Annotated in this window: 10 protein-coding genes, 1 tRNA gene and 3 rRNA genes; 9 read left to right on the top strand and 5 right to left on the bottom strand. The window is 55.7% G+C overall.

What is annotated here, in order from left to right; translation table 11 throughout:
• The first annotated feature begins 29 nt into the window (after positions 1-29).
• Complete coding sequence (rbsK, locus tag SERRSCBI_RS23350; protein WP_042785609.1) at positions 30-956, top strand: ribokinase; 927 nt, start codon at positions 30-32, stop codon at positions 954-956.
• A 4-nt stretch (positions 957-960) separates the two neighbouring features.
• Positions 961-1,962 carry a ribose operon transcriptional repressor RbsR gene (gene rbsR / locus SERRSCBI_RS23345; RefSeq protein ID WP_042785608.1) on the top strand — a complete coding sequence of 334 codons (1,002 nt, stop codon included), beginning with the start codon at positions 961-963 and terminating at the stop codon, positions 1,960-1,962.
• On the opposite strand, the gene mdtD is transcribed toward rbsR, so the two are convergent.
• Entirely contained in the window at positions 1,959-3,374 is a 1,416-nt protein-coding gene (gene mdtD / locus SERRSCBI_RS23340; RefSeq protein ID WP_033645165.1) for a multidrug transporter subunit MdtD, read from the bottom strand. The two genes, rbsR and mdtD, sit on opposite strands and share 4 nt — an antisense overlap.
• Positions 3,375-3,441: 67 nt before the next feature.
• Positions 3,442-4,131: a FadR/GntR family transcriptional regulator gene (locus tag SERRSCBI_RS23335; RefSeq protein WP_042785607.1), complete on the bottom strand. Its 690-nt coding sequence runs from the start codon at positions 4,129-4,131 to the stop codon at positions 3,442-3,444.
• Positions 4,132-4,613: 482 nt separating this feature from the next.
• Here SERRSCBI_RS23335 and SERRSCBI_RS23330 point away from each other — a divergent pair.
• The 4 genes from SERRSCBI_RS23330 (at position 4,614) to rrf (ending at position 9,680) form a co-directional block, all read left to right on the top strand.
• A 16S ribosomal RNA gene (locus SERRSCBI_RS23330) occupies positions 4,614-6,154 on the top strand.
• Positions 6,155-6,242: 88 nt separating this feature from the next.
• A tRNA-Glu gene (locus SERRSCBI_RS23325) sits at positions 6,243-6,318 on the top strand.
• A 239-nt stretch (positions 6,319-6,557) separates the two neighbouring features.
• Positions 6,558-9,464, top strand: a 23S ribosomal RNA gene (locus SERRSCBI_RS23320).
• A gap of 100 nt (positions 9,465-9,564) precedes the next feature.
• Positions 9,565-9,680 (top strand): 5S ribosomal RNA (gene rrf, locus SERRSCBI_RS23315).
• Together the 16S, 23S and 5S rRNA genes with 1 tRNA gene alongside form the textbook arrangement of a ribosomal RNA operon.
• A 72-nt stretch (positions 9,681-9,752) precedes the next feature.
• Here the strand turns inward: rrf and mobB are convergent.
• Entirely contained in the window at positions 9,753-10,271 is a 519-nt protein-coding gene (gene mobB, locus SERRSCBI_RS23310) for a molybdopterin-guanine dinucleotide biosynthesis protein MobB (protein WP_042785606.1), read from the bottom strand.
• Positions 10,268-10,858, bottom strand: coding sequence for a molybdenum cofactor guanylyltransferase MobA (gene mobA / locus SERRSCBI_RS23305; RefSeq protein WP_033652269.1), 591 nt, complete (start codon positions 10,856-10,858; stop codon positions 10,268-10,270). Before mobA ends, mobB begins: the two co-directional genes overlap by 4 nt.
• Positions 10,859-11,006: 148 nt before the next feature.
• Between mobA and SERRSCBI_RS23300 the strand changes: the two genes are divergently transcribed.
• The 3 genes from SERRSCBI_RS23300 to dsbA all read left to right on the top strand — a co-directional run bounded on the left by SERRSCBI_RS23300 (position 11,007) and on the right by dsbA (position 13,013).
• Positions 11,007-11,276: a YihD family protein gene (locus SERRSCBI_RS23300; protein ID WP_004931268.1), complete on the top strand. Its 270-nt coding sequence runs from the start codon at positions 11,007-11,009 to the stop codon at positions 11,274-11,276.
• 98 nt (positions 11,277-11,374) lie between these two features.
• Positions 11,375-12,361 (top strand): serine/threonine protein kinase, encoded by a 987-nt coding sequence (locus SERRSCBI_RS23295; protein ID WP_042785605.1) that lies wholly within the window; start codon positions 11,375-11,377, stop codon positions 12,359-12,361.
• 37 nt (positions 12,362-12,398) lie between these two features.
• Positions 12,399-13,013, top strand: a complete 615-nt coding sequence (gene dsbA, locus SERRSCBI_RS23290) for a thiol:disulfide interchange protein DsbA (RefSeq protein WP_255352678.1) — start codon at positions 12,399-12,401, stop codon at positions 13,011-13,013.
• Between the two features lie 42 nt (positions 13,014-13,055).
• Here dsbA and SERRSCBI_RS23285 read toward each other — a convergent pair whose 3' ends face one another.
• On the bottom strand, positions 13,056-13,952 hold the full coding sequence (locus SERRSCBI_RS23285) for an acyltransferase (RefSeq protein WP_033645170.1): 897 nt from the start codon (positions 13,950-13,952) through the stop codon (positions 13,056-13,058).
• Positions 13,953-14,143 lie beyond the last annotated feature (191 nt).

Raw genomic sequence — 14,143 nt, 5'->3', positions numbered from 1 at the left:
CGATGGCGCGCAATTCAGGAATCAATGCGATGGAAACAGGTAAGCTGGTGGTTCTGGGCAGCATCAATGCCGACCATATCCTCAATATTGAACAATTCCCCCACCCGGGCGAAACGGTGATCGGGAAGCAGTATAAGGTGGCGTTTGGCGGCAAGGGCGCGAATCAGGCGGTGGCGGCCGGGCGCAGTGGGGCGGAGATCGCCTTTATCGCCTGCGTGGGCGCCGACGATATCGGCGAGCGTGTCCGCCGGCAGCTGGCGAGCGATCGCATTGATACCCAACCGATTGAAGCCATCGCCGACAGCACCACCGGCGTGGCGCTGATCTTCGTCAATGCCGAAGGCGAGAACGTGATCGGCATCAATGCCGGCGCCAACGCCGCGGTGACGCCGGATTACCTGGCGCGCTACCGGCAAAAAGTCATCGACGCCGACGCCCTGCTGATGCAGTTGGAGTCGCCGCTGGAGACGGTGATCGCCGCCGCCCGCTTGGCCAAGCAACATCAAACGCAGGTGATCCTCAACCCGGCCCCGGCGCGCGAGCTGCCGGACGAGCTGCTGGGGATGATTGATATGATCACCCCGAATGAAACCGAAGCGCAGCGCCTGACAGGCATCGCCGTGGACAGCGACGCCGATGCGGCGCGCGCGGCGCAGGCGCTGCACGACAAAGGCATCGCGACGGTGATCATCACCCTCGGCAGCTGCGGCGTGTGGCTGAGCGAAAACGGCAACGGCAAACGGGTGCCCGGCTTCAAAGTGCAAGCGGTGGATACCATCGCCGCCGGCGATACCTTTAACGGCGCGCTGGTCACTGCCCTGTTGGAAGGCAAGATCATGGCCGACGCGGTGCGTTTCGCCCATGCGGCGGCGGCGATCGCCGTCACCCGCCCCGGCGCGCAGCCTTCGGTGCCGTGGCGCGAAGAGATCGACGCCTTCTTGCAGCAACAGGGGTGATCCTTTGGCCACCATGAAAGATGTCGCCCGCCTGGCGGGCGTTTCAACCTCTACCGTTTCGCATGTGGTCAACAACAATCGCTTTGTCAGCGACAGCGTGCGCGACAAGGTCATGGCGGCCGTGGAACAGTTGAACTATGCGCCTTCTGCGCTGGCGCGCAGCCTGAAGCTCAATCAGACCCGCACCATCGGCATGCTGGTGACCGCCAGCAACAACCCGTTTTATGCTGAAGTGGTGCGCGGCGTGGAGCGCAGCTGCTATGAACGCGGCTACAGCCTGATCCTGTGCAATACCGAAGAAGACGCCGCGCGCATGAACCGCAGTATGGAGACGCTGCTGCAAAAGCGCGTCGACGGTTTGCTGTTGATGTGCACCGAAAATCACCGGCCATCTCAGGATGCCCTGAGTCGCTACCCGTCATTGCCGATCGTGATGATGGACTGGGCGCCGTTCGAGGGCGCGAACGACATTATTCAGGATAACTCGCTGCTGGGCGGCGAGATGGCGACCGATCATCTGATCGCTCGCGGCTACCGCAAGATCGCCTGCATCGCCGGCCCGCAGGACAAAACCACCGCCCGTCACCGGCTGGAAGGCTATCGCAACGCGATGCGGCGCGCCGGATTACCGATCCCGCCAGGGTATGAAGTGCATTGCGACTTTGAGTTTGAAGGCGGCGTGACCGCCATGCGCCAACTGCTGGCGCTGGAAGAGCCGCCGCATGCGGTGTTCGCCGGCAACGACGCGGTGGCGGTAGGCGTTTATCAGGCGCTGTATCAGGCCGGGCTTTCCGTGCCGCAGGATATGGCGGTGATGGGGTACGATGACATTGAACTGGCGCGTTATCTGGCGCCGCCGCTGAGCACCATTCATCAACCGAAGGATTCGCTGGGCGAGCTGGCGATCGATGCGCTGATCAACCGCCTGCAAAACCCGGAGCGCGCGCCCCAGGTGCTGGTGTTGACGCCCGAGCTGGTGGAACGCGCCTCGGTGGGCCGCCGTTAACTGGCCGCCTTCGCTTCTTTCTTGCTTTCCTGGCCGCTGATCAAGTTGCGGCCATCTTTCCTTCTCAGCAACATAAATACCAGCGCCGACGCCACGGTGACGATCCCCATGGTGATAAAGGTGTAATGGAAGTGGTCGATCATAGTGCCTAACGACAGGGATTCGTAAAAACGCAGCACCGCCGCGCTGATCGCGACGCCGAAACTGATGGACAGCTGTTGGGTGACCGCCAGGACGCTGTTGCCGGCGCTGGCGTTGGCGTCGTTCAAATCCGCCAGGCTGATGGTATTCATGGCGGTGAACTGGGTGGACATCGCCATGCCCAGTACGAACAGCGGCAGGATCATCAGCCACAGCGGCATGCCTGGGCTCTGCAGGGCAAACTGCGCGATCAGCGCTCCGATGATAACGGTGATGCCGACCAGCGTTTTACGGTAGCCGAACCAGCGCAACACCTGAGTGACGGTGGATTTCGCCATCAGCGAGCCGATGGCGGTCGGCGCCATCATGCAGCCGGCGACGATCGCCGTGTAGCCGAATCCCACCTGCAGCATGAGCGGCATCAAAAACGGCACGCAGCCGGTGCCCAACCTGGATGCGACGTTGCCGGCGATGCCGACCGAGAAGGTGCGGGTTTTGAACAGGTCGAGGCCGATCAGCGGCTGAGGATGACGGCGGGCGTGCGCGATGTAGCCGAACAGCATCACGAAGCCGCTGAGCAGAATGCCCAGCGAAACGTAGCTCGCCAGCACCCGCTCGCCAAACAGTTCCAGCCCGGTGGAGATCAGCACCAGGCTCAGCCCGAACAGCATAAAACCCAGAAAATCGAAGCGGCGCTTGGGCGTGGTGAAGTCCGGCATGTATTTGCGCGCATAGAAGATGCCGAGCAGGCCGATAGGGATATTGATCAGGAAAATCCAATGCCAGGTGGCGTAGGTCACCAGCCAGCCGCCCAGCAGCGGCCCCAGAATCGGCCCGACAAGGCCGGGCATGGTGACGAAGTTCAGCACCGGCAGCAGTTCGCTGCGCGGGTAGGCGCGCAGCAGCGCCAGTCGCGCGACCGGCATCATCATCGCGCCGCCGATGCCCTGCAGCACGCGAGAGGCAACCAGTACGCTCAACGTGGGGGAGAGGGCGCACAACAGCGAACCGAGGGTGAATAACGTGACGGCGAAGATGAACACGCGGCGGGTGCCGAAGCGGTCCGCCAGCCAACCGCTGACCGGGATTAGCATCGCCACCGTCAGCGTATAGCTGATGACGGCAGATTGCATCGCCAGCGGCGAGTGCCCGAGGCTGTGGGCGATCGCCGGCAGCGCCGTGTTGAGGATGGTGGCGTCCAGCGCCTGCATAAAGAACGCCATTGCGGCGATCCACGGGAGTCCTGCCATACTGCGCGCGGATTGGGTCATGGTCGGTCCTGGTTAAATGGTCGTCTCTCCCTCATCTCTTTCTTCTATCTATAAGCGGGGAGCGTGTCTAGTCTTTCTCTTTCAGCAAAACTTGGCAGGCGACGAGGGCGCCTGCGCTGTCTCCGGCGAGTATCGCATTGACGATAGCCTGATGGTGGCGCAGCTTGATCACTTCATTGCCTGTAATGGCGCGGAAGTAACTCTGATACACCGAACTGAACAGGTTAGCGAACGAGGTCAGGAACGGATTACCGCTGGCCTCGTAGATGAGCTGGTGGAATTGGGTATCGACCTGGATCCAGCGCTCGCGATCAAACTGGGTATGCAGCGCGCGCATCTCCGCCATCAGCTCCGCCAGCAGTTTGGTTTGCTGCGGGCTGGCGTGGTCTGCTGCCAACGCACAGGCCTGCGGTTCCAACGAGGTGCGCAATATAAGGAAGTGTTGCATCACCTGATCGAAGTTTTCCCGCGTCATCCACCAGGTCAGTAAATCCTGATCGAGGAAATTCCATTGGCTTTGCGGCATCACGCGGGTGCCAATGCGCGGGCGCGGCAACAACATGCCTTTGGCGGCTAACATCTTTACCGCTTCGCGTACCGCGGTGCGGCTGACGCCGAATTGCTCGCCCAGTTCCATTTCACCGGGCAGGATGCTGCCGGCCTGATAATCGCCTGCCAGAATTTGTTGGCCGAGTTTCTCTGCAAGCAGATAAGAAAGATTGCGTTGGGCGGCCTGTTGTTGTGCATTTAACGGCATGGCTGCGGATCCTTACTGACTTCGTTTCTTCTATTTTACTCCAGTGATCGCCAGCTTTTATGGCTGTTTGCCTGAAAAAGTGACATAAATTCGCCGCTTTTTCGCTCTTTTGCCGAAAAAATCCGCGCTTGAAAAGTTTTTTGCATTTAGGGGTTGCGGCCTGCCGAGAACTCCCTATAATGCGCCTCCACTGACCGGGAACAACGACTGACAAGCCGCCGGGTCAGCGAGAAGAAAGCGAAATAAACGCTTGACTCTCCGGGTGAAAAGCGTAATATACGCCACCTCGAGTTAGCAAGCGAAAGCGCCTAACTCACTGCTCTTTAACAATTTATCAGACAATCTGTGTGGGCACTCCACAAGACGATATCCAGCATCTTCGGATGCAAAAAATATCAAGTCTTGAAGAGTGACTAACTGAAGTAAAATTCATGCAGTAAATCTTTGAGCATCGCTTCTCGAGTGGAAGCACATCAAGCTTTTAATTGAAGAGTTTGATCATGGCTCAGATTGAACGCTGGCGGCAGGCTTAACACATGCAAGTCGAGCGGTAGCACAGGGGAGCTTGCTCCCCGGGTGACGAGCGGCGGACGGGTGAGTAATGTCTGGGAAACTGCCTGATGGAGGGGGATAACTACTGGAAACGGTAGCTAATACCGCATAACGTCGCAAGACCAAAGAGGGGGACCTTCGGGCCTCTTGCCATCAGATGTGCCCAGATGGGATTAGCTAGTAGGTGGGGTAATGGCTCACCTAGGCGACGATCCCTAGCTGGTCTGAGAGGATGACCAGCCACACTGGAACTGAGACACGGTCCAGACTCCTACGGGAGGCAGCAGTGGGGAATATTGCACAATGGGCGCAAGCCTGATGCAGCCATGCCGCGTGTGTGAAGAAGGCCTTCGGGTTGTAAAGCACTTTCAGCGAGGAGGAAGGTGGTGAACTTAATACGTTCATCAATTGACGTTACTCGCAGAAGAAGCACCGGCTAACTCCGTGCCAGCAGCCGCGGTAATACGGAGGGTGCAAGCGTTAATCGGAATTACTGGGCGTAAAGCGCACGCAGGCGGTTTGTTAAGTCAGATGTGAAATCCCCGGGCTCAACCTGGGAACTGCATTTGAAACTGGCAAGCTAGAGTCTCGTAGAGGGGGTAGAATTCCAGGTGTAGCGGTGAAATGCGTAGAGATCTGGAGGAATACCGGTGGCGAAGGCGGCCCCCTGGACGAAGACTGACGCTCAGGTGCGAAAGCGTGGGGAGCAAACAGGATTAGATACCCTGGTAGTCCACGCTGTAAACGATGTCGATTTGGAGGTTGTGCCCTTGAGGCGTGGCTTCCGGAGCTAACGCGTTAAATCGACCGCCTGGGGAGTACGGCCGCAAGGTTAAAACTCAAATGAATTGACGGGGGCCCGCACAAGCGGTGGAGCATGTGGTTTAATTCGATGCAACGCGAAGAACCTTACCTACTCTTGACATCCAGAGAACTTAGCAGAGATGCTTTGGTGCCTTCGGGAACTCTGAGACAGGTGCTGCATGGCTGTCGTCAGCTCGTGTTGTGAAATGTTGGGTTAAGTCCCGCAACGAGCGCAACCCTTATCCTTTGTTGCCAGCGGTTCGGCCGGGAACTCAAAGGAGACTGCCAGTGATAAACTGGAGGAAGGTGGGGATGACGTCAAGTCATCATGGCCCTTACGAGTAGGGCTACACACGTGCTACAATGGCGTATACAAAGAGAAGCGACCTCGCGAGAGCAAGCGGACCTCATAAAGTACGTCGTAGTCCGGATTGGAGTCTGCAACTCGACTCCATGAAGTCGGAATCGCTAGTAATCGTAGATCAGAATGCTACGGTGAATACGTTCCCGGGCCTTGTACACACCGCCCGTCACACCATGGGAGTGGGTTGCAAAAGAAGTAGGTAGCTTAACCTTCGGGAGGGCGCTTACCACTTTGTGATTCATGACTGGGGTGAAGTCGTAACAAGGTAACCGTAGGGGAACCTGCGGTTGGATCACCTCCTTACCTAAAGATATTAGTTCGAGTGGCGTGCTCACACAGATTGTCTGATGAAAAAGTAACGAGCAAAAGCGTCATAAAAGTACGGTGTCGTGTCCCCTTCGTCTAGAGGCCTAGGACACCGCCCTTTCACGGCGGTAACAGGGGTTCGAATCCCCTAGGGGACGCCAAGCTTCCGACCCACCCGGTGAAAGCGGCGGTCCCAAGTATCTGACGATACACCATATCTTAAAGATGACTTCCGAGTCATGTTTAAGATATTGCTCTTTAACAATCTGGAACAAGCTGAAAATTGAAACATGACGGCTGAAATTTATCCCTCCGTAGATGTACTGGGATGAAGAGTAACCTGTCATAGAGTCTCTCAAATGTTTGCAGCGCGAACGATGGAAACATCTTCGGGTTGTGAGGTTAAGTGACTAAGCGTACACGGTGGATGCCTAGGCAGTCAGAGGCGATGAAGGGCGTGCTAATCTGCGAAAAGCGTCGGTAAGGTGATATGAACCGTTATAACCGGCGATACCCGAATGGGGAAACCCAGTGTGTTTCGACACACTATCATGTCATGAATACATAGTGGCATGAGGCGAACCGGGGGAACTGAAACATCTAAGTACCCCGAGGAAAAGAAATCAACCGAGATTCCCCCAGTAGCGGCGAGCGAACGGGGAGGAGCCCAGAACCTGAATCGGCTTGTGTGTTAGTGGAAGCGTCTGGAAAGTCGCGCAGCAAAGGGTGATAGCCCCGTACACTAAAATGCACAGGTCGTGAGTTCGATGAGTAGGGCGGGACACGTGACATCCTGTCTGAATATGGGGGGACCATCCTCCAAGGCTAAATACTCCTGACTGACCGATAGTGAACCAGTACCGTGAGGGAAAGGCGAAAAGAACCCCGGCGAGGGGAGTGAAATAGAACCTGAAACCGTGTACGTACAAGCAGTGGGAGCACCTTCGTGGTGTGACTGCGTACCTTTTGTATAATGGGTCAGCGACTTATATTTTGTAGCAAGGTTAACCGTATAGGGGAGCCGTAGGGAAACCGAGTCTTAACTGGGCGATTAGTTGCAAGGTATAGACCCGAAACCCGGTGATCTAGCCATGGGCAGGTTGAAGGTTGGGTAACACTAACTGGAGGACCGAACCGACTAATGTTGAAAAATTAGCGGATGACTTGTGGCTGGGGGTGAAAGGCCAATCAAACCGGGAGATAGCTGGTTCTCCCCGAAAGCTATTTAGGTAGCGCCTCGTGAACTCATCTTCGGGGGTAGAGCACTGTTTCGGCTAGGGGGCCATCCCGGCTTACCAAACCGATGCAAACTCCGAATACCGAAGAATGTTATCACGGGAGACACACGGCGGGTGCTAACGTCCGTCGTGAAGAGGGAAACAACCCAGACCGCCAGCTAAGGTCCCAAAGTCATGGTTAAGTGGGAAACGATGTGGGAAGGCATAGACAGCCAGGATGTTGGCTTAGAAGCAGCCATCATTTAAAGAAAGCGTAATAGCTCACTGGTCGAGTCGGCCTGCGCGGAAGATGTAACGGGGCTAAACCATGCACCGAAGCTGCGGCAGCGACGCTTAGCGTTGTTGGGTAGGGGAGCGTTCTGTAAGCCGTTGAAGGTGGCCTGTGAGGGTTGCTGGAGGTATCAGAAGTGCGAATGCTGACATAAGTAACGATAAAGCGGGTGAAAAGCCCGCTCGCCGGAAGACCAAGGGTTCCTGTCCAACGTTAATCGGGGCAGGGTGAGTCGACCCCTAAGGCGAGGCTGAAAAGCGTAGTCGATGGGAAACAGGTTAATATTCCTGTACTTGGTGTTACTGCGAAGGGGGGACGGAGAAGGCTAGGCTGGCCGGGCGACGGTTGTCCCGGTTTAAGCGTGTAGGGGGTGTGACCTGGTAAATCCGGTTGCATATCAACCCTGAGGCGTGATGACGATGCACTACGGTGCAGAAGTAGTTGATGCCCTGCTTCCAGGAAAATCCTCTAAGCTCCAGGTAACATTAAATCGTACCCCAAACCGACACAGGTGGTCAGGTAGAGAATACCAAGGCGCTTGAGAGAACTCGGGTGAAGGAACTAGGCAAAATGGTGCCGTAACTTCGGGAGAAGGCACGCTGGCATGTAGGTGAAGTCCCTTGCGGATGGAGCTGAAGCCAGTCGAAGATACCAGCTGGCTGCAACTGTTTAATAAAAACACAGCACTGTGCAAACACGAAAGTGGACGTATACGGTGTGACGCCTGCCCGGTGCTGGAAGGTTAATTGATGGGGTCAGCCGCAAGGCGAAGCTCTTGATCGAAGCCCCAGTAAACGGCGGCCGTAACTATAACGGTCCTAAGGTAGCGAAATTCCTTGTCGGGTAAGTTCCGACCTGCACGAATGGCGTAATGATGGCCAGGCTGTCTCCACCCGAGACTCAGTGAAATTGAACTCGCTGTGAAGATGCAGTGTACCCGCGGCAAGACGGAAAGACCCCGTGAACCTTTACTATAGCTTGACACTGAACATTGAGCCTTGATGTGTAGGATAGGTGGGAGGCTTTGAAGCGTGGACGCCAGTCTGCGTGGAGCCATCCTTGAAATACCACCCTTTAATGTTTGATGTTCTAACTCGGCCCCGTAATCCGGGGTGAGGACAGTGTCTGGTGGGTAGTTTGACTGGGGCGGTCTCCTCCCAAAGAGTAACGGAGGAGCACGAAGGTTAGCTAATCACGGTCGGACATCGTGAGGTTAGTGCAAAGGCATAAGCTAGCTTGACTGCGAGAGTGACGGCTCGAGCAGGTACGAAAGTAGGTCTTAGTGATCCGGTGGTTCTGAATGGAAGGGCCATCGCTCAACGGATAAAAGGTACTCCGGGGATAACAGGCTGATACCGCCCAAGAGTTCATATCGACGGCGGTGTTTGGCACCTCGATGTCGGCTCATCACATCCTGGGGCTGAAGTAGGTCCCAAGGGTATGGCTGTTCGCCATTTAAAGTGGTACGCGAGCTGGGTTTAGAACGTCGTGAGACAGTTCGGTCCCTATCTGCCGTGGGCGTTGGAAGATTGAGAGGGGTTGCTCCTAGTACGAGAGGACCGGAGTGAACGCACCACTGGTGTTCGGGTTGTCATGCCAATGGCATTGCCCGGTAGCTAAGTGCGGAAAAGATAAGCGCTGAAAGCATCTAAGCGCGAAACTTGCCTCAAGATGAGTCTTCCCTGGGCCTTTAAGGCCCCTGAAGGAACGTTTAAGACTAAGACGTTGATAGGCTGGGTGTGTAAGTGCAGCGATGCATTGAGCTAACCAGTACTAATGATCCGTGAGGCTTAACCTTACAACACCGAAGGTGTTTTTAGAGAGATTTTCAGCGACGTTCCAAGATTGGTTCTGATGGCTTCATGGAAGTGAGGCGGTTGGAATGAAACAGAATTTGCCCTGGCGGCAATAGCGCGGTGGTCCCACCTGACCCCATGCCGAACTCAGAAGTGAAACGCCGTAGCGCCGATGGTAGTGTGGGGTCTCCCCATGCGAGAGTAGGACACTGCCAGGCATCAAATAAAGCCGAAAGCCCTGAACTGACGTTCAGGGCTTTTTGCTGTGCGTAAAACGCAAAAAAGCGCAGCTACGCTGCGCCTTTCAACCACTCGACAATAAAGTCGGCGATGCTTTCCGGTTGATTGAGATCCAGCTGCTTAGACGAAATGGATAGCGGTCGATCGCTGGCTATCGCGACGACAAACTGATCCAGCATGTCTTCCAACGGTCTGCCGATCTCGGCCCGATAAAGCAGGATCTTGCTGACCGGCTCATGTTTGAACCCTTCCACCAGAATCAAGTCGACCTTATCGGCGTCAAAGCGCCCAGCCAGATAGCGCAGATCCAAAGGTTGTTGCTCCGGCGTTTCGGTCATTAATGCCCAGCGACGATCGCTGGCGACCAGCGTTTGCTCGGCGCCTGCTTTACGCAGCTCATAGCTGTCTTTACCCGGCTTATCCACATCCATGTCGTGATGCGTATGTTTGATCAGTCCAATCCTTACCTGGCGTTGTTTCAGCAACGGGATCAGTTGTTTGAGCAGGGTCGTTTTCCCCGTTCCGCTGTAGGCGCCGATGGCCAGCAAGGGAGGCAATGAACGATTCATTTTTTGAGCTCTCGCGTTTGTTGCCAATTCAGGCAGTCAGCCGGCGTATTCAGGTTATGAAATGCCGCTTGCTGCCCGCTGAACACTACGCGTTGTGCGCCAGTTTGATGCAAGAACAGCATCAGCTTGCGTTCACCGCGCGCCAGATAGTCGGCCAGCTGCGGCGCTATTTGGCTATGCAGTAACGCCAGCGTGGGGTGATCTCGTTCACCATCGCTGGCAAAGGCCGCCTGCGCCGCGCCTTTTTGCTGCCATAGCTGAGCGACTAAGTCGGCGGGAAAGTCGGGGACATCACAAGGGACGAAGACCACCCATTCGCTGGGAGCCTGTTTGAGCCCGGCCAGCATGCCGGCCAGCGGCCCGGCAAAATCGGGCGTCAGATCGCCAATCACCGGCAAACCGCTCGCCTGGTAACGTGCCTGATTGCGATTGGCGCTAATGGCGACGGAAGCCACCTGCGGGCGTAACCGAGCCAATACGTGTTGATAGAGTGCGATCCCGCCAATCGACACCAGGCCTTTGTCTTCACCGCCCATGCGCGTGGCCCGTCCGCCGGCCAAAATGACGCCGCTGATTTCTTTATGCATCTCGTTTATCCCGCCTTGTCGATGCGCTGATTGTAGCGCTAAAGCCGGCGCGACATCAGGATTTACCTTTATTGACAAGCCGGTTCTTTCACTGCGTGGGTAAGCCTGTTACTTTGTGAGTTTATTCATGCTATTGGACGATATTGAGATGAAAACGCATCGCGTAAACGAGTTGATCGAGCTGTTGCACCCGGCCTGGCAGGAAGATCCCGATCTCAATTTGATGCAGTTTTTGCAAAAGCTGGCGAAAGAAGCGGGCTTCCAGGGCGAATTGTCCGAGTTGAGCGACGATATTCTTATTTACCATCTGAAAATGCGCGGCAGCGCCGGCACGGATCAGATCCCGGGCCTGAAGAAAGATTACGAAGAAGATTTTAAAACGGCGTTGCTGCGCGCTCGTGGCGTTATCAAGGATTGATCCTCGTGCGGTGCGAGAAAGCATAGCGCGTGAAATGCGCCATTAATGCTACTATTTCTCATTCCCGGCACCGTGCTGTCAGCGATCAAACGAACGTTATGAATAACTCAGCTTTTAATTTCGACACCCTGTCGCCCGATTTGATCATGGACGCGCTAGAAGGGATTGGCCTGCGCGTCGATTCCGGCCTGACGGCGCTGAACAGCTATGAGAACCGCGTCTATCAGTTTATGGACGAGGATCGTCGACGCTACGTGGTGAAGTTTTACCGCCCGGAGCGCTGGAGCGCCGCACAAATCGGTGAGGAACATCAGTTCGCTCTGGATCTGGCCGGCGCGGAGATCCCGGCGGTGGCGCCGTTGGCGCTGCAAGGCGCTACGCTGCATACGCACGGCGGTTTTTTCTTTGCCCTGTTCCCCAGCGTGGGGGGCCGGCAATACGAGATAGACAATCTGGATCAGTTGGAATGGGTAGGCCGTTTTCTGGGGCGTATCCATCAGGTCGGCGGCGAGCGTTTGTTTGCCGAGCGTCCAACCATGGGGATTGAAGAGTATCTTGTTGCCCCGCGTCAGGCGCTGGCCGATTGCGAGCTGTTGCCGGCGGCTCAGCGTGATGCCTTCCTGCAGGCGACGGATAACCTGATTGCGGCGATCAAGCCACACTGGCATCTGAACTGGCAGCCGCGGCGTTTGCACGGCGATTGCCATCCGGGCAATATTCTGTGGCGCGATGGCCCGCTGTTCGTCGATCTTGATGACGCGCGCAACGGCCCTGCGGTTCAGGATCTGTGGATGCTGTTGCACGGCGAACGTCGCGACCAACTGATGCAGCTGGACGTTTTGCTGGAGGCGTACGGCGAATTTGCCGAGTTCGATCAGCGCGAGCTGGCGTTAATTGAGCCACTGCGGGCGATGCGCATGGTGTATTACCTGGCCTGGGTCGCTCGCCGTTGGCAGGATCCGGCCTTCCCTAAGAGTTTTCCGTGGATGGCGGAGTCTGATTTCTGGTTATCTCAGACTGCGGCGTTTAATGAACAGGTTAAGCTGTTGCAGGAGCCTCCTCTGCAGCTGACGCCAATGTATTGAAGCTTTAACACAATGGAGAGTTTAGTCTTATGAAAAAATATGGTTGGCGCTCGTTGGCATGGTGATGGCATTCAGCGCCTCGGCGGCACAGTTTAGCGATGGCACTCAGTACGTGACCCTGGACAAGCCGGTGACCGGTGAGCCGCAGGTGTTGGAGTTCTTCTCCTTTTACTGCCCACACTGCTACCAGTTTGAGCAGGTCTATCACGTGTCCGAGAACGTGAAAAAAGCGTTGCCTGCCGGCACCAAAATGACCAAGTACCACGTGGAGTTCCTGGGGCCGTTGGGCAAACAGCTGACTCAGGCGTGGGCGGTCGCGATGGCGCTGGGCGTGGAAGACAAAGTAAGCCCGCTGATGTTTGAAGCGGTGCAGAAAACCCAGACCGTGCAAACGCCGGACGATATCCGTAACGTCTTCGTGAAAGCGGGCGTAACCGCCGCAGATTATGACGCGGCCTGGAACAGCTTCGTGGTGAAATCTCTGGTGGTTCAACAGGAGAAAGCCGCAGAAGATCTGCAGCTGCGCGGCGTGCCGGCGGTATTCGTCAACGGCAAATACATGGTTAAAAACGATGGCCTGGACACCAGCTCGATGGACGCTTACGTGAAGCAGTTCGCCGATGTGGTTAAATTCCTCAGCCAGCAGAAATAAGCCTGATTCAACATGAAAAACGCCGGCATCGCCGGCGTTTTTTTATCCGTATTGCCGCTTCAATTTATCCAGCAACCGGTCTTTTTCCTGCCACAGCGTATTCAGCCACAGCTGGAAGCGCCGCTTGAACTGTTTATCGTTGAAATAATCACCGTGCAGGGTTTCATCGATCGGTAGCGTCTCTATTCTCACCACGATACGCGTCAGGCGGCCGCACAGCATATCCAGAAAGGGCCGCTGGTTATTTTCCGGATAAAGCAGGGTGACGTTCAACACTTTGTCGAACTGATTGCCCAGCGCGCTAAGGGTAAACGCGATGCCGGCAGCTTTGGGCGCCAGCAAATTGCGATAAGGTGAATTGCTTTTAATTTTCTTGGCTTCGGTGAAGCGTGAGCCTTCGACGAAATTGACGATGGTGGTTGGGCGCTGGCGGAATTTTTCGCAGGAACGGCGCGTCGTTTCGATATCCTTGCCGCGTTTTTCCGGGTGCTTGAGCAAATAGGCGCGGGAGTAACGCTTCATGAATGGCATGTCCAGCGCCCAGCAGGCCAGGCCGACAAACGGCACCCAGGCGAGCTGCTGCTTGAGGAAATACTTATTCATTGGAATATGATTTCTGAACAGCACGCATAACACGACAATGTCTGACCAACTTTCGTGGTTGCTGATCAGCAGATACCAGTTTTTGCGATCCAACCCTTCCAGCCCTTCAATATCCCAACGCAATTGCCCGTTAATGCGCAATAACAGCGCCAGCCCTTGGCACCAACACCACATCATGAAATCGGCGAAAGCCGAGATATATCGCCAAACGGCGGGAATGGGCACCACGAGTTTCACGATGCCGGCCAGCGTGATGGGGATGGAGCATAACACCGTCACCAGAATGGTAAGTATGACGGAAATGATAAAGATAACAGGCGTTAACAATCTTGGCATGATTATGGGCTGACGGTTGGTGGGAACATCGTTGCATGCCAAAGCGCATGAACAAAAACGCATTTTAACAGAAATCGCCGGGGTAAAGCGCCGCTTAAAATCACTGTTTTTCGTCTCATCGGATAACCATTTGCTGAGTTTTCGTGCAACTTGTCCAGCTTGTGCTATGGTAATTGAGGCGCCGAATTTGA

The sequence above is a fragment of the Serratia sp. SCBI genome (assembly GCF_000747565.1).
GTDB lineage: Bacteria > Pseudomonadota > Gammaproteobacteria > Enterobacterales > Enterobacteriaceae > Serratia > Serratia ureilytica.
The sequence above is the reverse complement of the archived record's forward strand: the minus strand, read 5'-3'. Positions and strand labels throughout refer to the sequence as shown.